This window comes from Rhizobium sp. T1470 (assembly GCF_042140505.1).
In the GTDB taxonomy this organism is placed as follows: domain Bacteria; phylum Pseudomonadota; class Alphaproteobacteria; order Rhizobiales; family Rhizobiaceae; genus Rhizobium; species Rhizobium favelukesii.
Map to the genome: position 1 here is coordinate 845,969 of NZ_CP148091.1, position 21,659 is coordinate 867,627.

Sequence of the window (21,659 nt, forward strand, 5' to 3'; positions counted from 1 at the left end):
ATATGACTATACCAAATCATGTCTTTTGCGGAAGGGTATTGCGCTCCTCCTCGCTTTGGAATTCCTTGACTATCCCCATGAAGCTGCGCATCCAACGCTCCATGATGCCGATCGAGCGGTCGATTTCCGCGTCTGAGGGCAGGGCCTTGTTGACGATGCTCTTGTTCTCCAGCGCCGTGACGCGGGCCGAAAGTCGGTCGAGTTCCTGCTCGTAGGCGGCGCGCTCGTCGGCGGCCATTCGGCAGGCGAGAGTACCGTCCTTCTCCTCGCAGAGCGACATGGCGCCAGTCTTCCGGTCGAGGCGCACGAAGTGGTCGCCGCTGCGTTCCAGCTGGAATCGGGACGTGTCTGTTTCTGCCGCGTGGCCACCGAGCGGCAACAGAAGCGCAAAAAGGCCGATTGCGATATGTCTCATGATTTCCTCCGGAAATCTCGGTGGCCGCCGCATTTTTCGCAGCGAGGCGTGGACATCGCCTTCGCTTTGCGGCAAAGCCCGGGAAAGACCAGTCATTCCGAGGCCATCATGACCCTGACACCCACGCTTTACAAGATCGTGACGGAAACGCTCTGGCAGGAGACGAAGGCGGCCGGCATTTTCCGGGGTGCCGGGATTGACCTCCAGGACGGTTATATCCACTTCTCGACAGCCGCCCAGGTCAAGCAGACGGCGGCACTGTATTTCGCGGGTCAGACGGGGCTTCTGCTCGTTGCCGTCGATGGCAGCAAGTTCGGCGAGGAGCTCGTTTTCGAACCGTCACGCGGCGGCGATCTCTTCCCGCATCTCTATGCCGATCTGCCGTTCTCGGCCGTATTGTGGGAAAAGCCGCTGCCGCTCGATGCCGCCGGCCAGCATATATTTCCGGACCTTCAGCCATGATCGATCTGTTCAAGCATGCCGCCCGCAAGGGGCTCTTCCTCTTCGACCCAGAGACTGCGCACGGCATGTCGATCGCCGCGCTGAAGGCAGGTGCCGTTCCAGCCTGCCGGATCGCGCCCGATCCGCGCTTGAGGCAGAGTATTGCCGGCCTCGATTTCGTCAATCCGATCGGTATGGCCGCCGGCTATGACAAGAATGGCGAAGTGCCGGAAGCGCTGCTGAAGATCGGCTTCGGCTTTACCGAGATCGGCACCGTGACGCCGAAGCCGCAATCCGGAAATCCGCGACCGCGTATCTTCCGGCTGGTCGAGGATGAAGGCGTCATCAACCGCCTCGGCTTCAACAACGAGGGACACGACGCCGCCTTCGCGCGGCTATCGGCCGTGCGCGGCAACGGCATGATCGGCGTCAACATCGGCGCCAATAAGGACAGCGAAGACCGCATCGGTGACTATGTTCTCGGCATCCGCCGTTTCTATTCCGTCGCGCGCTATTTCACCGCCAACATCTCCTCGCCGAACACGCCGGGCCTGCGCGATCTGCAGGCGCGCGAAAGCCTCGCTGCGCTCTTGTCGGCGGTGCTTTCCGCCCGCGATGCCGAGGCCGCTAAGTCTGGCAGGAAGATCCCGGTCTTTCTGAAGATCGCGCCCGATCTGACGGAGGAGGGGCTGGATGACATCGCGGCCGAGGCATTGTCGCACGCGCTGGATGGCCTGATCGTCTCGAACACCACGCTTTCCCGCGATGGCCTTAGGGATCAGCGCCAGGCGAAGGAAGCGGGCGGGCTCTCCGGCAAGCCGCTGTTCGACAAATCGACCGCCGTTCTGGCAAAGATCCGCAGGCGTGTCGGCGGGGCGATGCCGATCATCGGCGTCGGAGGCGTGTCGTCGGCGGAAACGGCGCTGGAGAAGATCAAGGCCGGCGCCGATCTCGTACAGCTCTATTCCTGCATGGTCTATGAAGGGCCGGGACTGCCGGGCACGATCGTCCGCGGCCTGTCGAAGCTGCTGGATCGCGAGCAGGTGAAATCGATCCGCGACCTCAGGGACAGCAGGACGGATCACTGGGCAACGCGGAACGTCTGATCCGCCCGCCGCCGGACGAGCATCGCCAGGAATACCCCGCGAACTAGCAGGAAGCCGTTCATCGCCAACCACAGGCCGTGGTTGGCAAAGAGCGGCACGAAAACGGCGAGCGCGACGAGGCAGCCGGCAAACGACATCAGCATGCGGTTGCGCATGTCCGTCGACCACGTGGCGCCAATGAACACCCCGTCCATCAGGAAGGCGAGGGCGCCGGTAAGGCCGGTGACGGCGGCCCAGGGCAGGTAGGTCTCGGCCGCCTGCTGGACTTCCGGCGATGTGGTCAGCACCGAAATCAGCCAGGGACCGGCCAGCAGGAAGAACACCGAGATGATGCCGGCAAGTCCGAAAGACCAGAGCGCCGACAGCTTCAGTCCGCGGTCGAAGGCCGGCCGGTAGCGTGCACCGATGGCACGTCCGGTGATCTGTTCGGCCGCGTTGGCAAGTCCGTCGAGATAATATCCCGAGAGCAGGAAGAAGTTCATCAGCACGGCGTTGGCAGCGAGCGTCACCGCCCCGAAGCTGGTGCCGATCCGCGTCATCAGCGTGAAGGCGGCAAGCAGCACGAAGGTGCGGATCAGGATGTCGCGGTTCAATGCGAAGAGTTCGGCCAACTGATGCCGCGAGAAGATCTGCGCACGCGTCGGTCGGTCGGCGTGGTCGAAGCCGCGGAGGACGATCAGCAGGCCGACGACTGCACCAGCCGTCTCGCCGACCATCGTTCCCCAGGCGACACCGGCGACACCCCAGTCGCGCCAAAGGCCCAGGTAAATCGCGAGCACGATGTTGGTGCCGTTGATGATCGTCTGCAGCAGGAGCCCGACACCGCCCTGCCCGCGGCCGAGCACGAAGCCGAGGATCGCGTAGTTGGCGAGCGCTGCCGGTCCGGCGAGAATGCGGATGGAGAAATAGATGCTGGTCGCAGCCGCAACGGCGTTCTCCGGTCCCATCAGCTTCAGCCCCGCTGCGAGAAGCAGCGGCGACAGACAGAGAAGCGCCACGCCGCAGCCGAGCGCCGAGATCAGCGCCCGCCAGAAAACGCCCTGCTCAGCATGCCGGTCGTGCCGCCCGAAGGCCTGGGCGGTCAGCCCGGTGGTGGAGGCGCGCAGGAAGTTGAAGCTGCCGAGGATCAGGTCGAACAGCATGGCCCCGATCGCAAGCCCGGCGAGCGCGTCCGGCTGGCCCGTATGCCCGACGACGCCGGTGCCGACGAGACCGAGCAGCGGCGTCGTGATGAAGCCGAGCGTCATCGGAATCGCGATGGAGAGCACCAGCCGGTGCGTCACGTCGAATGCCAGCCTGTTTCCGTGACCGTGGGTATCCATGCTTGCCTCTGAAAGCTGAGGCAGAATCGCCTCAGCCGGAAAGCACCATTGCCCAGTAGGGCACGTTTCTGGAAGCGGAATTGTGGGCGACCGCAACGCCCAAGCCATTATATCGGCCGAGCATGTTCTCCAGATGGTGCGGCGAGTTGATCCAGGCGGTCACAACCGAGGGAACCGACTGCTGACCGGCCGCGATGTTTTCAGCGGCCGGCATCTGCACGCCGCTTGCCTTGACGCGCGGGGCAAAGCCGTCACCGATGCCCATGACGTGCTTCATCTTGCCGGCAGATGCCATGCGCTTTGCCTGAAACATCGCCGCAGCCTTTGCCGCTGGATCAGCCGAGAGCGGCGGCAGCCCGTTCTTGCTGCGCAACTGGTTGACAAGCGGCAATGCGTCCGCCGTCTCGTCGTCGCCGTTCGAAGGAATGGAGGATAGCTGGGGTGCCGTGGTGCAACTGGCGACGCCAGCGATGAGTACAAGCCCAGACATGTGCAGCAGGCCGCGTCGCGAAAGGATGAGAGAAGTCATGTTAGCGCCGATAGCTGAAGAGACGGATGAGAAGGAAGACGGGAATGACAATGGTCGCGCCAAGCAGCAGATAGTCGCCGACGCGTCCGAGAGCGGAAAAGCCGCGATGCCAGACTTCCAGAACGAAATTGCGGAAGCCGTAGATGAAATCGAGCGGCGCCCAGCCGAACACGGCCATGATGAAGCCGACGATCAACGATACGACCAAAAGCTTGACCAATGTGCGGCCGACGGAATCGCCGAGAAACTTGTTCACCTGATCGGACATGCGCCATCTCCTGTTTATCCCTGAAATACGGACGCGAATCGCTGCTCGCAAGCCTTTTTCAGGTCTGGCGTCCTCGCCTCTGAAATAGGACTTGAGTTTTTTTGTGGCCGCGGCCAAATGCGGGCCGATGCCAACAGGTCTTCACCATGCAGTCCAACCAGCTCACTTCAGGCGACGTCATCGCCGACCGCCGTGCCGACTACGCCAAGATGCTCGACGAAAGCGGCGAGCCGCATGCCGCCGCCGAACTGATGGAGCAGGCGCTGGAGCTGGTACCGCGCTGGGCTGCCGGCTGGTATCGCCTTGCCGGCTACCGTGAGAAATCAGGCAACACGGCCGGCGCGATCGAGGCCTACAGGCAGACCTTGGATGCGAGCCCGGACGATATTTTCGGTGCGAAGCTCAAGCTTGCTCTGCTCGGCGAGGTCACGACACCCGACCAGCCACCGAGCAGCTATGTCGAACGCCTGTTCGACGACTATGCGGATCGCTTCGAGACGTCGCTGGTGGAGAAACTGGACTACAGCGTTCCGGGGAAGCTTGCCGCACTCGTTGCCACGACTGGCAGGCACTATTCGCTGGCCGTGGATCTTGGCTGCGGCACCGGGCTGCTGGGGCCTGAGATCCGCGATCGCGTTGCGCGCCTCGAGGGCTTCGATCTGTCGCGGAACATGCTTGCCAAGGCGGCCGAAAAGCATGTCTACGATCACCTGGAACAGGCCGATCTGTCGTTGGCTCCGGAGGCCACGGGCCTCTTTGCGGAGGGTGCGAGGCATCGTGCCGACCTCGTCACGGCGGCTGACGTCCTGATGTATCTCGGCAATCTCGAGAGCGTGTTCGAGGCTGTTTCAGCGCTTGTCGTGCCGGGTGCCGATTTTGCATTTTCGGTCGAGGATGCCGGCGGAGACGATGGGTTCCATCTCGCGCCGTCGTTGCGCTACTCCCATTCCGAAGCCTACGTCCGCGCGCTCTGCGCCCGCTATGGCCTTGATGTCAGCGCCGTCAGCAAGACGGCCATTCGCAAAGATGGCGCAAACATTATTTCAGGCATTCTGTTCCTTACGCATAAGGCGGTATAGCGGGACGATTCTTGCGAAGTGATAATAGGTCAGTATTGCTTACGTATTTCGCTTGATTGCAGTGCAAAATCGCCTGATAACCCTACGTCATTCGCCACAGCACGGGGGCGCTCGCAAGAGCCCGAAAACGCTCGGCATCATTCATCATCCACATTTTGTCCCGCTCGGGCCTTCCCCCGGGTGCGCTTGGACTCTGCCGTTTGGGGATCAACGACATGGCACAGCTCTTCAATGCCCTCGGCTTCTGGAACACCAGTGCCACCCGCCATACCCCGATCGAGGACGTTCAGGGCATTTTCTCGGGCAGCCTCATTGCGGCATTAGGACTCTTCATGCTGGCCAGCGCCGGCCTGCTGACCGGCAGCACCGCCGGCATCGCGTTCCTGCTCCACTATGCCTTCGGCGTGAACTTTGGTCTCGCCTTCTTCCTGCTCAACCTGCCGTTCTTCTATCTGTCGTGGACGCGGCTCGGCATGGCCTTCACGGTAAAAACTTTCATCGCCATCGGCCTGACGTCCGTCATGACCAGCCTGCAGCCGAAGGTGATGGACATTTCGGCCATTCATCCTGCTTGGGCGGCCCTGCTCGGCGGTCTTTTGCTGGGGTTCGGCCTTCTGGCCCTCTATCGCCACCGCGCCAGCCTCGGCGGCGTCGGCATTCTCGGCATCTACATGCAAGAGCGTTTCGGGATCCGCGCGGGCCTTGTGCAGATGGCGATCGACCTCTGCGTGCTGGCCGTCGCCTTCTTCGTCACCACGCCACCGGTGGTGTTTTATTCGGTTCTCGGCGCGGTGGTGTTGAACCTCTTCGTGGCCATCAACCACCGCGCCGATCGCTATATCGCGCTTTAGGCGGCCTGTGCCGGCTTGTCGATCGGGTGCTGTGACCGGAAGCCGACAGCGAGCCGGTTCCAGACGTTGATCGCGCCGATCGCCACCGTGATCTTGGTGATGGCTTCTTCCGTAAACTGCGCCTTCAGGGCTTCGAAATCGGCGTCCGGTGCGCCGGTTTCGGCGATGCGGGTGACTGCATCGACCCAGCCGAGCAGGGCGCGTTCCTTGGCGTCATAGACCGGCGATTCCCGCCAGACGCACATCAGGTTGATCCACTGCTCGCTCAGGCCGTCATGGCGGGCTTCCTTGACGTGCATGTCGACGCAATAGGCGCAGCCGTTGATCTGCGAGGCGCGAAGCTTGATCAGATGGATGAAGCGGCGCTCGAGGCCCGATCCCTGAACATATTGCTCCAGTGCGGCAACAGCCTTGTAAGCTTCCGGCGATGCCTTGGCGAAGTTGAAACGTGCTTGCATGGTTCATTCTCCTTTGGGTTTTGCGGCTCAGCGAGCCGCTCTTCGTTCATTCAATTCAAGGAAAGCGCAGCCGCGGGCGGCGATCCCGCCGTCATCGTCAGCAGTCAGCTGCGCAAGGATGTCGGTGATGCTGGTCTTGGCGAGCTCGGCGCGGTAGGCGCGCTCGGCCCGGAGCATCGCCGCGCTGATCTGGCACGGCTTGGCGAAATAGCGTTGCGGTAGTTGGTTCGGTCCACGCTGGCGGATCTCGCTGCAACGGAAGGCCGGCTCCGGCCCTTCGACCGCGAGGACGATATCGAGGAGGCTGATGTCATCGGTCTGTTTCGCCAGCCGATACCCGCCCTTCGGGCCCGGAACCGTATTTAGGATGCCGGCGCCGGAGAGCGCCTGCAGGTGCTTCAGAAGATAGCTCGTCGAGACGCCGTGAAACTCCGCAAGTGCGGCGGCCGAAAGCACGCCCCCTTCGGAAAGGCCGGCCAGCATAGCAACGCTGTGTATCGCCTGCTCGACGCCATCGCCCAATTTCATCGGAAAGCCTCCTCAATTCGTGGATAAAATATATCTATGATTAGGCGACGCGTCAAGTCGGCATATGAGCGAGATAGAATACAAGGGGTGCCGTGCTCGTGCGGGGTTGTGAAGCGGCAAGGAACCGCTAAAGTCAGCCCTGTTGGGCAAAAACAATTCCAATAAGGGAACAGCAATGAGAAAGACCATCTTCCTGGCGGCCGCTGCCTTGCTTGCGGCGACGCATCTCGCCTCCGCCGAGGACACGATCCGCATCGCAACGGAGGGCGCCTATCCTCCCTTCAACTACGTCGAATCCGACGGCAGCCTCAAGGGTCTCGACGTCGACATGGCCAATGCGCTCTGCGAGGAGATGAAGGCCAAATGCACGATCGTCGCACAGGACTGGGACGGCATCATTCCGGGGCTTCTTGCCAAGAAGTACGATGCCATCATCGCGTCGATGAGCATCACCGAGGAGCGCAAGAAGCAGATCGACTTCACGAACAAGTACTACACGACGCCGCTCGCGGTCGCCGTGCCGAAGGATAGCGCGCTGAAGGGCGTCAGCGTCGAGGACATGAAGGGCAAGGTCGTCGGCGCGCAGGCTTCGACCACGCAGGCCGACTACGCCAACGACGTCTACGCGAAGGGCGGCGCCGAGGCGAAGATGTATCCGACGCAGGACGAGGCCGTCGCCGACCTCCAGAACGGCCGTATGGACGCGTTGATCTCCGACAAGTTTGTGGTGGTCGATTGGCTGAACAAGGCCGGCAAGGATTGCTGCAAGCTGCTCGGCGACGTGCCCGGCACCGAAACGCAGGCCGGCATCGGTATCCGTCAGGGCGAGACCGAGCTGAAGGAGCGCTTCAACAAGGCCATCGACGCGCTCGTCGCCAACGGGAAGTATCAGGAAATCACCAAGAAATACTTCCCGTTCGACATCTACTGATCGGTTGCCGATCCAATCGCGCGGAGGCCCAAAGCCTCCGCGCCCTTTGACCAAGTCCATCCGATGAAAACAGATATCCTCGTTCTCGGTGCCGGCATTGTCGGCGTCAGTGCGGCCATTCATTTGCTTGATCGCGGCCGGTCCGTCATCCTTGCCGATCGCGGCGAGCCGGGCGGCGGCACCAGCTACGGCAATGCCGGGCTGATCGAGCGCTCCTCCGTTATTCCCTACGCCTTCCCGCGGCAGCTCGGCGCCATTGCCAAATATGCGCTGAACGGTTCATCGGACGTGCGTTACGATCCGGCCTATCTGCCGCGCATTGCCACATGGCTGGCGCGCTACTGGTGGCATTCCTCGCGGACCAATCTGGAGAAGGCGACGCGGGCGTTGCTGCCCTTGATCGAGGCGAGCGTCTCCGAGCATGACAAACTGATTACCCGCGCCGGTGCCTCCGAGCTCATCCGCGAACGCGGCTGGGTGTCGTTCTACAAGAATCCGCGCCGTTTCGAGGCCGCTCGTGCGGAGGCCGAAAGTCTGTCTGCCCACGGTCTGGCGATCCGCATTCTTGATGGAAGCGAGTTTCTGGCGCTGGAGCCCGCCTTTGCCGCCGCCGGCAGCCGCATCGCCGGCGGCGTGCACTGGCTCGACCCCAAGACCGTGACCGACCCGCAGGCGCTGACGGCTGCCTATGCGACGCTATTTGCGACGGCCGGCGGCCAGATCGTCCGCGCAGATGCCTCCGCATTGTGCGAGGAGAAGAACGGCTGGTCGATCACCACGGCCGAAGGCGAGATCATCGAAGCCGGCGAGATTGTCGTCGCCCTCGGCCCGCAATCCGGCCTGATCTTCCGCAAGCTCGGCTACCCCTTACCGCTGGCAATCAAGCGCGGCTATCACCGCCACTATGCGCAGCGCGAAGGTCAGCCACTTGGCCATTCGGTCGTCGACGAGGAGGCGGGCTACGTGCTGGCGCCGATGGCGCGCGGCATCCGGCTGACGACGGGCATCGAATTCGCTGCGCCCGATGCGCCGCCGAATACCATCCAGCTACGCCGCGACGAGGCTCATGCCCGCGCGCTGTTGCCGCTCGGCGAGCCGGTGGAGGCGACGCCCTGGCTCGGTCTGCGGCCATGCCTGCCCGACATGCGTCCAGTGATCGGTCCAGCGCCACGCCATCGCGGCCTCTGGTTTAATTTCGGCCACGCCCATCACGGCTTGACGCTCGGCCCCGCCAGCGGCCGGCTGCTGGCAGAGCAGATGGCCGGCAACGATACCTTCGCCGATCCCAAGCCGTTCCATCCGCATCGCTTCCTCTAGATCAGGATGATTTAGGCCGATCGGGCCGAACATCTGAATCCTGATCTACTTCAAAGAGATAGCGCGGGATTTCGGCCGAAAACCAGTTACACTTTTCGGCATCCCGCTCTAGATCCGCCATTCTATTTCGACGGTCGGTGCGCTACCTTTAGCGCCGTGGACCAGATCGATTCCGAAGCCCGCATTGTCCTGCCTCCGCCTTTCGCCCGCTGGTTCGCGGAGAAGGGGTGGCGTCCACGTGCCCATCAGCTGGAATTGCTGGCTCGCGCCGAGGCCGGCGAAAGCACGCTGTTGATCGCGCCGACCGGCGCCGGCAAGACGCTCGCGGGCTTCCTGCCCTCGCTGACGGACCTGACCCGCCGCGGCAGGATCCCGCCGGGCTCCCGCTTCACCGGCATCCACACGCTCTACATCTCGCCGCTGAAGGCGCTCGCCGTCGATATCGAGCGGAACCTGATGAAGCCGGTGGAGGAGATGCGGCTGCCGGTGACGGTTGAGAACCGCACCGGCGACACACCGAACGCCAAGCGCCAGCGCCAGAAGTTGAGCCCGCCCGATATTCTGCTGACGACGCCCGAGCAGGTGGCCTTGCTGCTTGCCAATCGCGAGGCGGAGCGCTTCTTCAAAGACCTGAAATACGTCATTTTCGACGAGCTGCACTCGCTCGTCACCTCCAAGCGCGGCCACATGCTCTCGCTCGGCCTTGCCCGCCTGCGCCGGCTCGCCCCGTCTCTACAGACGATCGGCCTGTCCGCCACCGTCGCCGAGCCGCTGGACCTGCAGAAATGGCTGGTCGCGCAAGAGGGGGGCGAGGAGCGGCACGCCGGGCTGGTGATCGTCGAAGGCGGCGCCAAACCTGATATATCGATCCTCACCACCGAGGAACATATCCCCTGGTCAGGTCATTCGGCGAAATACGCGATCCCCGATGTCTACCGGCAACTTCTCGAACACCGCACGACGCTGCTCTTCGTCAATACCCGCTCGCAGGCCGAAACGCTGTTTCAGGAGCTCTGGACTGCGAACGAGGAAAACCTGCCGATCGCACTGCATCACGGCTCCCTCGATGTCGCCCAGCGGCGAAAGGTGGAAGCTGCGATGGCGGCCAACCGGCTGCGCGCCGTCGTCGCCACCTCCACGCTCGACCTCGGCATCGACTGGGGCGATGTCGACCTCGTCGTGCATGTCGGCGCGCCGAAGGGTGCCTCTCGTCTCGCCCAACGCATCGGTCGTGCGAACCACCGCATGGACGAGCCCTCGAAGGCGATCCTTGTGCCCGCCAATCGCTTCGAGGTGATGGAATGCCAGGCCGCACTCGACGCGAACTATATCGGCGCGCAGGACACACCGCCGGTCGGCAGAGGCGCGCTTGATGCGCTCGCACAGCATGTGCTCGGTATGGCCTGCGCCGAGCCGTTCGAGATGCTGGAACTTTACGACGAGATCAGGAGTGCCTCACCTTACGCCGATCTCTCCTGGGAGACCTTCGAGCGCGTCGTCGAATTCGTCGCGACGGGCGGCTATGCGTTGCGCACCTATGAGCGCTATGCCCGTATCCGCAAGACCAAGGAAGGCCGCTGGCGCGTCTCCAATCCGCAGGTCGCCCAGCAATACCGGCTGAACCTCGGCACCATTGTCGAAAGCCCGATGCTCAATCTGCGCATGGTCAAGCGCGGCGAAGGCGGCCGGCTCGGCCGCGGCGGCGCGCCGTTGGGAAAGGTCGAGGAATACTTCCTCGAACAGCTGTCGCCCGGCGATACCTTCATCTTCGCCGGCAAGGTGCTACGCTTCGAGGGCATCCGCGAAAATGAGGCGCTCGCCTCGCAGGCCTTCTCAATGGATCCGAAGATCCCGTCCTATGCCGGCGGCAAGTTTCCGCTTTCCACCTATCTGGCCGATCAGGTGCGCTCGATGATCGCGGACCCGGAGCGCTGGCGTCACCTGCCGGATCAGGTACGGGACTGGCTGGCGATCCAGCAGGAAAAATCGATGCTGCCGAAGCGCGACGAGCTACTGATCGAAACTTTCCCGCGCGGCAGCCGCTGCTACATGGTCATCTATCCCTTCGAGGGGCGACTGGCGCACCAGACGCTCGGCATGCTGCTGACACGGCGATTGGAGCGCGCCGGCGCCAAACCGCTCGGCTTCGTCGCAACGGACTATTCGCTCGGCATCTGGGGCTTCGAGGACATGGGGCTGATGATCCGCAACGGCAGGCTCAGCCTCGCTGATCTCTTCGACGAAGACATGCTGGGCGATGATCTCGAAAGCTGGCTCGACGAATCCTTCCTTTTGAAACGTACCTTCCGCAATTGCGCCGTGATTGCAGGCTTGATCGAGCGCCGTCACCCGGGCAAGGAAAAGACCGGGCGGCAGGTCACGGTCTCGGCCGATCTGATTTACGACGTGCTCCGGACGCACGAACCGGATCATATCCTGCTGCAGGCGACGCGGCAGGATGCCGCAAGCGGGCTTTTGGATATTTCCCGGCTTGGCGATATGCTGAGGCGAATCAAGGGCCACATCACGCATCGCGCGTTGGACCATATCTCGCCGCTAGCGGTGCCCGTCATGCTGGAGATCGGCAAGGAGCCGGTGCATGGCGAGGCTCACGACGCGGTGCTGGCCGAAGCCGCCGACGACCTGATTGCCGAGGCGCTGGCCTAGAGAAAGTCCCGGAAAGGTTCGCGCCGGCTTACCATCCGGAATTGCATGAGACGAAGAGATGAGCGTCTGCCTGAAGGTAGCGCTTCCATGACAAAGGACTGACAGGATTGATGAACCGCCTGGCGCTCGCGCGTGAACTCAACGGACTGACCGCACTGCCAGGCGTCGAGACGTCTGTGCATGGCGTTGCTGCCGTTTGCGATCCGCTCGGCGCGCTCTACGTGCCCGATGCCGGTATCCTCGTCGTTTCCGACCTACACCTCGAGAAGGGCGCGGCTTTTGCCCGTCGCGGGATGCTCCTGCCGCCCTACGACACGCTGGCGACGCTGACAGTGCTTTCGGCCGTCGTCAGCCGCTACGATCCGAAGCTGGTTGTGTCGCTCGGCGACAATTTCCATGACCGCGTCGGCTCGGCGCATCTCCCCGAGGCGTTCCGCAACCTGATATCGGAAATGGCCCGTGGCCGCGAATGGATTTGGATCAACGGCAACCACGATCCCGACGGGACCGTCGATCTGCCGGGCGCTTCGGTCGATGAAATGCATTTCGGCGGCCTGACCTTTCGCCACGAGCCGAAGGGCGGCCTGCAGAAGGGCGAGATCGCCGGACACCTGCATCCCGCCGCGACGGTGCGCCGCCGCGAAAAGTCGGTCCGCCGTCCGTGTTTCGCCACTGACGGCGCCCGCTTGCTGATGCCGGCTTTCGGCGTGATGACCGGCGGCCTTGATCTTCGCCACAAGGCGATGAAGGGGCTGTTCGATCAGGCCTCGTTGATTGCCCACCTTCTTGGGCGCGACCGGATCTACTCCGTCAGGTTTGGCAACCTCGTGGGGTGAGCGCCACTGGGCGGCAGGCGGGGAGCTATCCAGCCGTCTTCGCCTTAGTCGCCGAAATAGTAGAGAGGCTGGCGTGTCAGCTCGCCGCGGCCGAGATGGCCGTAGACGTCCTTTCCCAGAATCCAGAACGAAATCGCCTGGGTCTTCATGCAGAAAATATAGTCGCCGGAAATCCAGTGCTCTGCCTTGCTGCCGGAGAGCGGATAGAGATGGTCGCCAACGCCATACATGACCGCCCGGTGCGAGCTGTAATCGTATAAGTAGCGCTCTGCCATCTATTCTCCTGATTCTATTTCAGAAAGAATCCCATGGGCGCGAATGTATTGTCAAACAATACTGTCGCGACATGCCGACCAACCCAAATTTGTTTCGTTCTTCAGGGTTGTGTATGAATTCTACTAGGTTTTTTCGGTGAATGCGAAGAACTCAATTGCACTCCTGCAACTGCCGCTGATAGGTCGTCGCCATGTTGGAAAAACGCTGCGCCGTCTTCTGTAGCTGCGCGTTCGAGCGCCAGTCGCCGCGCATGTAGCCTTTCGGGCCGGAATAGTAGGCGAGGTATAGACCGTAGGCATCGTTCACGGGGATGCCGGTCATCTGGCTGTTTTGCGAATGGTACCAGCCGATGAAGTCGATGGCATCGGCGAAGTTGGTGCGGCGCGCGGCCCAGCTGCCGGTCGCGGATTGATAGTGATCCCAGGTGCCGTCGAGCGCTTGCGAATAGCCGTAGGCGGTGGACGGTCGCGTCCAGGGAATGAAGCCGAACAGCTTGGTGCGCGGCGGTCGCGCATAGGGTTGGAAGCCGGACTCGGTATACATCGTCGCCATCAGGATCGGGACCGGAACCCCATATTTGCGCTCCGTCTTTTCGGCCGCGCGCTGCCAGCTCGTAAACATCCCGTCGCGCTGCTCGAAGACGGCGCAGATGTTTCGGGTCTGTCGGGGAGTCGTGGCGCAGCCGGCAACAAGTGCCAGAAGCACGAGGGCGAGGAAGGCACGGATACGCATTACAGGGAACCTCTCGTTACCGAGAGATTACTAACTCGTAAATATTAACGAGCGGTTTTTAGTCGAATGCGAGTTGCCACTGGTGAAATGGCGACGGTGCTCGCCCGATCTATGGGAGCAATTTTCCCATCCGGAAGTTGGCCAGCGCCTGTCCCCGCTTTTCGACGCTTTGGCGCGTCAGCACGACGAAACCTCGCCGTTCGAAGAAAGGCCTGGCCGTCAGGCTTGCTTCCGTAAAGATGCGGCTGAGCCCGAGTGCCCGGGCTTCCTCTTCTATTGTCCGCAGCAGCGCAGTCGCCGCCCCGATCCCTTGATGGCCGGGATACACGAACATCATGTCCAGATGCCCGTCGGACCCCAGATCGGCAAAGCCGATCGGCAGGTCTGCGGCCTCGGCAATCCAGGTCGGCCGGTTTGACCGGCGCTCCGCCCAGGCCTGCCGGTCGGCCACCTGGGCCCAGGCTTCTATCTGCGCCGGCGTATAGTCTTTGGACGCGACTTCGCGGATCGCCCGCAGGAAAATCTCCACCGTCGCATCGCAATCTGCCGGTACGTAGCGTCGCAAAGTCACCATGGTCGCAAGCATCCGTTTCGCTGTCTGGATGGTCTATACTCTTTGCGGCGCGGGTCACCGGCTGATAGCCAAACTGCCTGGCCCGAAAGAGCTAAAGGAACGCGTGTCGCGTCTTTTCCGCGGCGCACCGTCCCCGTTGCGCTTGGCCTCAGGGCATCTATTCTGAGAAAATGCCTGGTCAGTTCGTGGAGTATTGAATGTCGGCAGTGCCTTTCTCGAAGATCTCTTCGCCACTCAATGCGCTGCTGACCGCGATTGGTCTTTTGTCGGTGGCAACGCTCACGACCCCCGATCTCGCCGGAGAGACAAGGCTCGTCGTGGAAGCCGTGCTTGCAGCAATCTGGGTCGTCTATGTCCTACAGCTGAGTGGCACGCTTCTTGTGCGGCGTCGCAGTCGCCTATCGGGTGGGAACGCCGCCCTCGTGATCGACCTGCTGGCGGTTTTCGTCCCCATGGCGGCCTTCCTTTTGATCGCCTCGCGCGATTGGAGTCTGTACTGCGCCGTCTGGCTCCTCAAGCCGATGCGCGATTCGACGTTTTTCAGGCTGATGGCAAAGGTCGTTGCGAATGAATCGCGCAATCTGCTTGGCGTGACATCTGTCTTCGGCATCGTTCTTTTTGGCGCTGCGTTGGCTGGTTATGTCATCGAGCGTGACGTCCAGCCGGATAAGTTCGGCAGCATTCCGCAGGCGATGTGGTGGGCGGTCGTGACGCTGTCGACGACCGGCTACGGCGACGAGATCCCACAAAGCCTGGCAGGCCGGGTGCTGGCCGGATTGGTGATGATGAGCGGCATCGGCATTTTTGCGCTTTGGGCCGGTATCCTCGCCACCGGCTTCTACGAAGAGATCCGTCGCCGGGACTTCGTTCGCAACTGGCAGCTGGTCGCCGCCGTGCCCCTGTTCCAAAAGCTTGGCTCCGCGGCACTGATCGAGATCGTGCGGGCGCTGCGGCCGCGTATCGTGCCCGCCGGTGCAGTGATCTGCCGCAAAGGCGATGTTGGCGACCAGATGTTCTTCATCGTCGAAGGCCGGGTCAGTGTAGCGACGCCCGATCATCCGGTAGAGCTTGGTACAGGAAGCTTTTTTGGCGAGATGGCGCTCATCAGCGGCGAACCGCGCTCAGCGACCGTCAGCGCAGCAACCGAGGTCTCCCTGCTGTCGCTCTATGCGGTTGACTTCCAGATGTTGTCGAGCAGCAGTCCCGAGATTGCGGAGATCATCCGCAAGACGGCACTCGAGCGACGGGGCGCCATACCAAAGAGCTGATCGCTGCTGCGGCCTCTCATCCGCTGTCTTATACATCCTGTTCCGGCCAGGGATTGATGCCATCGCGCAGCCAGAGAAGCGTATCCAGCCAGAATCCAGCGGCATGGCGGGTATGAAACAGACCGAAATGCCCGACCGATTCAAAGCCGAGCCTCTCTGGCGTCATCAAGACTTCTCTCCTGACGGCATTTCTGTAATAGCCAAGCGATCGGCGAATGGCTGGCACTGTGCCCAACTCGTCATCGGAAAGGGCGACTGCAAGGATCGGCGCCGTGACGGCATCGAAACGGCCGAGCACGTCTGCGCGCTCCACGCGCGGATAAGACATCTCCATCTTCGCGCGGCGGAAACTCCATTCGTTGGCGACACCGGCGGGTAAGTCCTCCAGCCACCCCAGGCGCTTGCCGGGGAAGTAGCCGAAGAGCGCAGTCAGTAGTGGCATCACCAGGTGCCATTTGACGAAGAGCCTCGCTCGCCTATCCGGCGCATAGTCGCACCAGTAAGCATATTGCGCGCCAACCGTCAGCATCCGGCTAATCAGATGCGCGTTGGCCGACTGGCCGGGCAGGTGGCCGCCGATGCTGTGGCCCACGACCATCACCGGTGCCTCGGGGTAGCGGCCATGCATGAAACGCAGTGCCGCGTCGAAGTCCTTTTCGCCCCAATCGCGCCAGCGGTAGCCGATGCCCCGAAGGCATTCCGGTCGTGATTGGCCGATACCGCGGTAGTCGTAGGTGAGCACGTCGAAGCCGTGCCGCGCGAGAAACTGGGCGTAGTAGTGATAGTAGTGAGCAAGGACGCCCGTTGCCGGATTGATGATGACGCTGGCCAGCGGCGCTTGCCTGTTGGCATGCCAGAGATGGCCTCCAAGCGGCACGGCATCGCCAGCGACGATTACGATGGGCGTTGCACCCGTTGCCGGGTGGCGTCTTTCCGTTCGCAAATTCTGGTTGTCGACCTCATCGTCAAGCATGCTCTGCCTCGATCTTCCTCTTGGCAGAAGCTACACGCGAAGCAGTGTTGTTGACACTCACTGGTCGGTATACATTGCCCTATGGCCTTATCTGTATCGAACACTCGAGAACGTCTGGTTGCTGCTGCCGCCAAGCTCTTCTATGCCGAGGGGATCAAAAGCGTCGGCGTCGACGCTGTTGCCGAGGCAGCCGGGGTTACGAAACGAACGCTTTATTATCACTTTGACAGCAAGGACGCCCTGATCGCGGCCTATCTGGAAGAGCGAGATCAGCCGAACCTGGCATTGTTTCAACGTTGGTTTGGCGAGGCTGAGGGCGACGTCGCCATCAAAATCAAGGCAATCTTCGATAGGTTGGCAAGATCCACGCGGCATCCCAAGTGGAGAGGCTGCGGCTTTCTTCGCACGGCAGCAGAGCTTGCCAATATGCCGGGGCATCCGGCTATGAGGGCTGCTGCCTTGCACAAGCGCCGCGTGGAGGACTGGTTGGCAGGTATTTTCGAACAAGAGGGTGTGAAGGACGCTCGGCAGCTGGCTCGCCAGGTCATTCTTCTGCTCGACGGTGCCTTCTCCGTCGTGCTGCTTCATCGCGATTCGACTTATCTGGAGACGGCGGGAGGCGCGGCGGCGGCGCTCATCGCGACGGCTCCTCGAAGGTAGCTTCAGCCTGCCTTGACCGGTTCGTATCGCAGGATTACCGCGCCGCCCTCAGTCGTCGTGCTTTCGAGCAGTTTCAGGGGAAGCTGCTGACTGGCCGGTTTGAAATGCGGGTTGCCGCCGCCGAGGATAACCGGCACGAGGTAGATGCGGATCTCGTCCACCAGCCCCGCCTTCAGCAGCGAATCCGCGAGCTCCGCACTTCCGAAAATGAAGATCGTCTTGCCCGCCTCGGCCGTCAGCTTTTTCAATTCTGCGACGGGGTCGCTGACGACGCGTGTGTTGTTCCAGTTCGCCGCCGTCATCGTCTTTGATACGGCAATCTTGGCGATGTCGTTCATGTATGCCTTGATCTTCTCTTCGCTCTCGGCTGTCGGCCAGTAGGCGGCCATACCCTCATATGTCTTGCGGCCGAAGACGAGCAGGTCGCCTTCCTCGCCAAACTGCTCGGCGTAGCGCTCCAGCTCGGGACCCCAGGCAAGATTGTGAAATTCGATACCCCACGGTTTCGTGCCTTCGAAATAGCCGTCAAGCGTCATCAGATTCCAAACAACAAGCTTCCTCATGGATTCGTCCTCCTCGAGACTGATTGCAATTAGCAATTGGTTGAAAATTAGGTTGACTGGTGGCAAAGTGCAAGCAGTTTATTTGGAGGAACCTATGGACGATGCTCACCGCTCCGGCTGCCCGATCAATCTGACGCTAGAAGTGCTCGGCGATCGCTGGAGCCTGCTCGTCATTCGCGACATCATGTTCGGCAATCGGCGCCACTTCCGCGAATTGCTGCAGCATTCCGAAGAGCGGATTGCGTCGAACATCCTGGCCGACCGCCTGCGTCGCCTGGTCGACAGAGGCCTGCTGACGCGTGAGGCCGATCCGACGCACAAGCAGAAGGCAATCTACAGTCTGACGGAAATGGCGATCCAGCTGGTGCCGATCTTTGCGCATATGGGTGCCTGGGGACGCAGGCATCTTCCGGTTTCCGAGGAGCTCTCCATTCGGGCCGAACTTCTGGAGACCGGAGGTGCGGAACTCTGGGAGGAATTCATGGACGAGTTGCGCGCCAAGCATTGCGGCAAGAAGCTGCCTGCTGGAACGCCGTCCGTGCTCGCACGCCTGACCGAAGCCTATCTCGATGTCGTCGCCGGAAATCGGCCTGATCAATCCTTGCGGAACACCACGCTGGCGCCCCAGCCCGTGACGAGCGCGAGGAAGACGGAGAGCAAGCCATAGGCGATCGGTTGGGCGTGCGCCGCGTCCGTAATCATCTGCTCGATCCCTGTCTTGATGACGCGCAGCGGAACGGACTTCTCGGTGACGAAGCTGCCGCTCTTGAAGAGATAGGCGCGCACGGTGTGCACGCCGTTCGGAATGTTTGCCGGCAACCGCAGGCTTGCCTTGAAAAGGCTGGAGCTTACGAAACGCACGCCGCTCGGGTCGCGATCATAGAGGCCGCCGTTCTCCTGCAGCCGGCGAAAGGCCTGCCGGAACTCGCCGAGATTGCTGGCATCGCCGACGAAGCCGACCGGCGTCAGCGGAATGTGATCGATCCCGATTCCCCTGTCCGTAAGGTCGAGCGGCGTGGTGATGTCATCCAGCATGCGCGAACTCGACATGGAATAGGAGTGCGGCACCGCCTCGAAGGTCATCGAGCGCGTATTGATCCAGATGCCGAACACACGCTCCTTCCGGCGCACGGTTGCGTCTTCGCGCGGCCCCTCAAGAACGACCACCACATCATACTGGCCAATCGCCAGCAGCAGGCTGTCGGTGTTGGTCACGGCCCCGAAAATCGTCAGGTCTGCGCCGCGAAAATCCGAGGTGATGGCGATCTCGCTGGTGGACGTGCCGATCTCAAGTCCTTCGGCCGTCGTTTGGCTCGCCTGGCCCGGGAGCAGCATTTGCGCGGTCGCGACACCATGAAGCATCATGGCGCAAAATAGCAGAGCAGCGAGGAAGCGGCGCATCAATTCGCCCCCATGACCACGGAGTAGACATCCGCTGGCGTTACGACCAGCGCAACGGCAAGGCGAAGGCCGACGGCGAGCACCAGAAGCCCGAGCAGCGCACGCAGCTGCTCGCCGCGCAGCTTTTGTCCGACGCGCACGCCATATTGTGCGCCGATCACACCGGCGATCATCAGGATAAAGGCGAGCACGATATCGACCGAGAAGTTGGTCGCAGCCTGCACGACAGTCGTGTAGGCGGTCACGAAAATGATCTGGAACAGAGACGTGCCGACAACCACGTTGGTCGGGATGCGCAGGAGATAGATCATCGCCGGCACCATGATGAAGCCGCCGCCGACGCCCATGATCGATGTCAGGATGCCGATGCCGAAGCCGAGCGCGATGACCGGGATCACGCTCAGAAAGATCTTCGATTTCTTGAACCGCATTTTCAGCGGCAGCTTGTGCACCCAATGGTGATGGCCGGGTCGTCGTGGTGTTGGCGGCACGTTCTTTGCCGCGCGGCGCATGGCATTGACGCTTTCGAGCAGCATAAGCCCACCGACCGTGCCGAGGAAGACGACGTAGAGCAGCGAGATGATGAGATCGAGCTGGCCGATCTGCCTCAGCAGCGAGAAGATCCATATGCCGAGGGTCGCGCCGGAAAGGCCGCCGACGAGCAGCACGGTTCCGAGCTTCACATCGAGCGTTCCACGTCGGAAGTGAGTGATGGCACCAGAGATAGAGGAGGCAACAACCTGGTTGGCGCCGGTGGCGACGGCCACGACCGGCGGGATGTTGTAGAAGATCAGGAGCGGTGTGATCAGGAAGCCGCCGCCGACACCGAACATTCCGGAGAGAAAGCCGACGGCCGCCCCCATGCCGAGAATGATGAAGATGTTCACCGACAATTCTGCGATAGGCAGATAGATTGTCACAGCAGACCCCGATCTATGAACTGCCCCCACAGGCAGGCGTTCTTACATCCTGTTCGAATGGCGCATCCTACGGTGAAATCGTTGCCAGAGGATTTCGATAAGCGACATGCGATCCGCTCGATAGCGTGATCACTCTCGAATAATCAGGCTTTTTTTGGGTTTTATGACAGACCTTTAGAGGACGAGCCCGCAGGATCCATCGTTGTGCTCGATCCGTCGCGGTTGAACGCGACGCACCTGCCGACTAGGGTCGACACTGCATGATGGGGGATTCGCGTGAAGGCAGGATTGGTTCGTTGGTTATTGGTTGCTTGGGTCTTGCAGCCGATTGCCGCAAAGGCGGAATGGCAGCCGGTTGAACAAGTGCGGACCTATGCGGTGACTGGCAGTTCAGGCGCAGCACTCTACGATTCAATCGGCGAGAAAGGTCCCGAGCTTGGCGGCAGTCGCGCGGTGGCGCATACGACGTTCAAACTGACCTGGACCAGAAAATACGAGCGCCGAGGAAACGCCTGCGTCCTGGCTGCGGCGCGGCCAAAGCTGATCATCACCTATACGCTGCCGAAGCCTGCGGTAGAGCTTTCCGCGGTCACTCAGGCAAGCTGGGCCACCTTCATTGCCGGCATCGAAACGCATGAGCGGGTGCATGGCGACCACATCAAGGAAATGGTCAGGGATATCGAGGCGACGAGCGTCGGGCTGTCTGCCGACGATGATCCCGACTGCAGGAAGATCCGGATCGAGCTGACGAAGCGGCTCGGCGAACTCTCCGCGCGGCAGCGACAGCGCGGCCGCGATTTCGACAAGGCCGAGATGAGCGAGGGCGGCAATATCCGCCGCCTCATCCTGCAGCTCGTGAACGGCCCTTGAGGACCGTTCGAACGCCATGCCGGATCAGCCCAAAGCGGCGGCGGCGACCGGGGCCAAATGCGGCCAGACCTCAAGCGCCCCGCGATAGATCATGCTCAGCGCCACGTAGATGATGATGGCCAGACCGAGGTAAGCGATCCAGTGGTAGCGGTTGAGCAGGCGCGCGATGAAGTTCGCCGCGATACCCATCATCGCGATCGACAGGATCAGGCCGATGACGAGGATCGTCGGATGCTCACGGGCCGCGCCGGCAACGGCAAGCACGTTGTCGAGCGACATCGACACGTCGGCGATCACGATCTGGCTGGCCGCCTGGTAGAAGGTCTTCTTTGGCGCCGCGCCGCCTTCGGCTCCTTCCGCTTCATTGCCGCTGCCGTTGCGCAGATCGCGCCACATCTTCCAGCAGACCCAGAGCAGGAGGATGCCGCCGGCCAGCAGCAGGCCGATGATCTCGAGAAGCTGGACGGTGACGCTGGCAAGCGCGATCCGCAGTACGGTGGCGGCAAGAATGCCGACGAGGATCGCCTTCTTGCGTTGGTCGGTCGGCAGCCCCGCCGCGGCAAGACCGATGACAACGGCGTTGTCGCCAGCAAGCACGAGGTCGATGAGGATGACCTGCAGAAGCGCCAGCAAGCCGGCAGAAGTGAAAATTTCCATGACGTGACAATCCCTGA

General features: G+C 61.9%; 26 protein-coding genes. 12 read left to right on the plus strand and 14 right to left on the minus strand.

Features of this window, described 5'->3' with window-relative positions; translation table 11 throughout:
• Positions 1–16: 16 nt before the first annotated feature.
• Positions 17–415, minus strand: coding sequence for a hypothetical protein (locus WGT02_RS04245; protein ID WP_024313132.1), 399 nt, complete (start codon positions 413–415; stop codon positions 17–19).
• Positions 416–523: 108 nt separating this feature from the next.
• On the opposite strand from WGT02_RS04245, the gene WGT02_RS04250 reads away from it, so the two are divergent.
• A complete protein-coding gene (locus tag WGT02_RS04250; protein ID WP_176703573.1) occupies positions 524–877 on the plus strand; it encodes a DUF952 domain-containing protein in 354 nt (117 codons plus the stop codon).
• Positions 874–1,962: a quinone-dependent dihydroorotate dehydrogenase gene (locus tag WGT02_RS04255; RefSeq protein WP_208248940.1), complete on the plus strand. Its 1,089-nt coding sequence runs from the start codon at positions 874–876 to the stop codon at positions 1,960–1,962. The genes WGT02_RS04250 and WGT02_RS04255 overlap by 4 nt, the downstream gene beginning before the upstream one ends.
• On the opposite strand, the gene WGT02_RS04260 is transcribed toward WGT02_RS04255, so the two are convergent.
• Genes WGT02_RS04260 through WGT02_RS04270 form a run of 3 tightly spaced genes read right to left on the minus strand, consistent with a single transcriptional unit; the run spans position 1,938 to position 4,081 of the window.
• Positions 1,938–3,284, minus strand: a complete 1,347-nt coding sequence (locus tag WGT02_RS04260; protein WP_208248938.1) for an MATE family efflux transporter — start codon at positions 3,282–3,284, stop codon at positions 1,938–1,940. The two genes, WGT02_RS04255 and WGT02_RS04260, sit on opposite strands and share 25 nt — an antisense overlap.
• Before the next feature lie 31 nt (positions 3,285–3,315).
• Positions 3,316–3,813, minus strand: coding sequence for a CAP domain-containing protein (locus WGT02_RS04265; RefSeq protein WP_024313128.1), 498 nt, complete (start codon positions 3,811–3,813; stop codon positions 3,316–3,318).
• Between the two features lies 1 nt (position 3,814).
• Positions 3,815–4,081: a DUF6460 domain-containing protein gene (locus tag WGT02_RS04270; RefSeq protein WP_024313127.1), complete on the minus strand. Its 267-nt coding sequence runs from the start codon at positions 4,079–4,081 to the stop codon at positions 3,815–3,817.
• 146 nt (positions 4,082–4,227) lie between these two features.
• Between WGT02_RS04270 and WGT02_RS04275 the strand changes: the two genes are divergently transcribed.
• Entirely contained in the window at positions 4,228–5,160 is a 933-nt protein-coding gene (locus tag WGT02_RS04275; RefSeq protein WP_208248936.1) for a methyltransferase, read from the plus strand.
• Between the two features lie 215 nt (positions 5,161–5,375).
• Positions 5,376–6,011 (plus strand): YitT family protein, encoded by a 636-nt coding sequence (locus WGT02_RS04280; RefSeq protein ID WP_024313125.1) that lies wholly within the window; start codon positions 5,376–5,378, stop codon positions 6,009–6,011.
• Here the strand turns inward: WGT02_RS04280 and WGT02_RS04285 are convergent.
• Both WGT02_RS04285 and WGT02_RS04290 read right to left on the minus strand, forming a co-directional pair.
• Positions 6,008–6,469: a carboxymuconolactone decarboxylase family protein gene (locus WGT02_RS04285; RefSeq protein ID WP_024313124.1), complete on the minus strand. Its 462-nt coding sequence runs from the start codon at positions 6,467–6,469 to the stop codon at positions 6,008–6,010. The genes WGT02_RS04280 and WGT02_RS04285 overlap by 4 nt on opposite strands.
• A 27-nt stretch (positions 6,470–6,496) precedes the next feature.
• The gene (locus WGT02_RS04290) at positions 6,497–6,997 is read right to left on the minus strand and encodes an Rrf2 family transcriptional regulator (protein ID WP_208248935.1); all 501 of its coding nucleotides are present in this window, start codon (positions 6,995–6,997) and stop codon (positions 6,497–6,499) included.
• A 175-nt stretch (positions 6,998–7,172) separates the two neighbouring features.
• Here WGT02_RS04290 and WGT02_RS04295 point away from each other — a divergent pair, with 175 nt between their 5' ends.
• The 4 genes from WGT02_RS04295 (at position 7,173) to pdeM (ending at position 12,748) form a co-directional block, all read left to right on the plus strand.
• A complete protein-coding gene (locus tag WGT02_RS04295; protein ID WP_024313122.1) occupies positions 7,173–7,928 on the plus strand; it encodes an ABC transporter substrate-binding protein in 756 nt (251 codons plus the stop codon).
• Positions 7,929–7,991: 63 nt separating this feature from the next.
• Entirely contained in the window at positions 7,992–9,245 is a 1,254-nt protein-coding gene (locus WGT02_RS04300) for an FAD-binding oxidoreductase (RefSeq protein ID WP_208248933.1), read from the plus strand.
• Between the two features lie 156 nt (positions 9,246–9,401).
• The gene (locus WGT02_RS04305) at positions 9,402–11,912 is read left to right on the plus strand and encodes a ligase-associated DNA damage response DEXH box helicase (RefSeq protein WP_208248931.1); all 2,511 of its coding nucleotides are present in this window, start codon (positions 9,402–9,404) and stop codon (positions 11,910–11,912) included.
• Between the two features lie 107 nt (positions 11,913–12,019).
• Entirely contained in the window at positions 12,020–12,748 is a 729-nt protein-coding gene (gene pdeM / locus WGT02_RS04310) for a ligase-associated DNA damage response endonuclease PdeM (RefSeq protein WP_024313119.1), read from the plus strand.
• A gap of 44 nt (positions 12,749–12,792) precedes the next feature.
• Here pdeM and WGT02_RS04315 read toward each other — a convergent pair whose 3' ends face one another.
• The 3 genes from WGT02_RS04315 to WGT02_RS04325 all read right to left on the minus strand — a co-directional run bounded on the left by WGT02_RS04315 (position 12,793) and on the right by WGT02_RS04325 (position 14,330).
• Positions 12,793–13,023 carry a hypothetical protein gene (locus WGT02_RS04315; RefSeq protein WP_024313118.1) on the minus strand — a complete coding sequence of 77 codons (231 nt, stop codon included), beginning with the start codon at positions 13,021–13,023 and terminating at the stop codon, positions 12,793–12,795.
• A gap of 151 nt (positions 13,024–13,174) precedes the next feature.
• Positions 13,175–13,756: a transglycosylase SLT domain-containing protein gene (locus WGT02_RS04320; RefSeq protein ID WP_024313117.1), complete on the minus strand. Its 582-nt coding sequence runs from the start codon at positions 13,754–13,756 to the stop codon at positions 13,175–13,177.
• Between the two features lie 109 nt (positions 13,757–13,865).
• The gene (locus tag WGT02_RS04325) at positions 13,866–14,330 is read right to left on the minus strand and encodes a GNAT family N-acetyltransferase (RefSeq protein ID WP_208248928.1); all 465 of its coding nucleotides are present in this window, start codon (positions 14,328–14,330) and stop codon (positions 13,866–13,868) included.
• A 197-nt stretch (positions 14,331–14,527) separates the two neighbouring features.
• Here WGT02_RS04325 and WGT02_RS04330 point away from each other — a divergent pair, with 197 nt between their 5' ends.
• Positions 14,528–15,598, plus strand: a complete 1,071-nt coding sequence (locus WGT02_RS04330; RefSeq protein ID WP_208248925.1) for a cyclic nucleotide-gated ion channel — start codon at positions 14,528–14,530, stop codon at positions 15,596–15,598.
• Between the two features lie 28 nt (positions 15,599–15,626).
• On the opposite strand, the gene WGT02_RS04335 is transcribed toward WGT02_RS04330, so the two are convergent.
• Positions 15,627–16,571 carry an alpha/beta fold hydrolase gene (locus WGT02_RS04335; RefSeq protein WP_208248922.1) on the minus strand — a complete coding sequence of 315 codons (945 nt, stop codon included), beginning with the start codon at positions 16,569–16,571 and terminating at the stop codon, positions 15,627–15,629.
• An 81-nt stretch (positions 16,572–16,652) separates the two neighbouring features.
• Here WGT02_RS04335 and WGT02_RS04340 point away from each other — a divergent pair, with 81 nt between their 5' ends.
• The gene (locus tag WGT02_RS04340) at positions 16,653–17,231 is read left to right on the plus strand and encodes a TetR/AcrR family transcriptional regulator (protein WP_208248917.1); all 579 of its coding nucleotides are present in this window, start codon (positions 16,653–16,655) and stop codon (positions 17,229–17,231) included.
• 2 nt (positions 17,232–17,233) lie between these two features.
• On the opposite strand, the gene WGT02_RS04345 is transcribed toward WGT02_RS04340, so the two are convergent.
• Entirely contained in the window at positions 17,234–17,794 is a 561-nt protein-coding gene (locus WGT02_RS04345) for a dihydrofolate reductase family protein (protein ID WP_208248913.1), read from the minus strand.
• Positions 17,795–17,888: 94 nt separating this feature from the next.
• Here WGT02_RS04345 and WGT02_RS04350 point away from each other — a divergent pair, with 94 nt between their 5' ends.
• Positions 17,889–18,461, plus strand: coding sequence for a helix-turn-helix domain-containing protein (locus WGT02_RS04350; RefSeq protein WP_225039563.1), 573 nt, complete (start codon positions 17,889–17,891; stop codon positions 18,459–18,461).
• On the opposite strand, the gene WGT02_RS04355 is transcribed toward WGT02_RS04350, so the two are convergent.
• A complete protein-coding gene (locus WGT02_RS04355) occupies positions 18,389–19,195 on the minus strand; it encodes a TIGR02186 family protein (RefSeq protein ID WP_024313111.1) in 807 nt (268 codons plus the stop codon). The two genes, WGT02_RS04350 and WGT02_RS04355, sit on opposite strands and share 73 nt — an antisense overlap.
• Positions 19,195–20,115, minus strand: a complete 921-nt coding sequence (locus WGT02_RS04360; RefSeq protein ID WP_024313110.1) for a sulfite exporter TauE/SafE family protein — start codon at positions 20,113–20,115, stop codon at positions 19,195–19,197. The genes WGT02_RS04355 and WGT02_RS04360 overlap by 1 nt, the downstream gene beginning before the upstream one ends.
• A 276-nt stretch (positions 20,116–20,391) precedes the next feature.
• Between WGT02_RS04360 and WGT02_RS04365 the strand changes: the two genes are divergently transcribed.
• Positions 20,392–20,985, plus strand: a complete 594-nt coding sequence (locus WGT02_RS04365) for a DUF922 domain-containing Zn-dependent protease (protein ID WP_208248910.1) — start codon at positions 20,392–20,394, stop codon at positions 20,983–20,985.
• A 24-nt stretch (positions 20,986–21,009) separates the two neighbouring features.
• Here the strand turns inward: WGT02_RS04365 and WGT02_RS04370 are convergent, their stop codons facing one another.
• On the minus strand, positions 21,010–21,642 hold the full coding sequence (locus tag WGT02_RS04370; RefSeq protein WP_024313108.1) for a TerC family protein: 633 nt from the start codon (positions 21,640–21,642) through the stop codon (positions 21,010–21,012).
• Positions 21,643–21,659 lie beyond the last annotated feature (17 nt).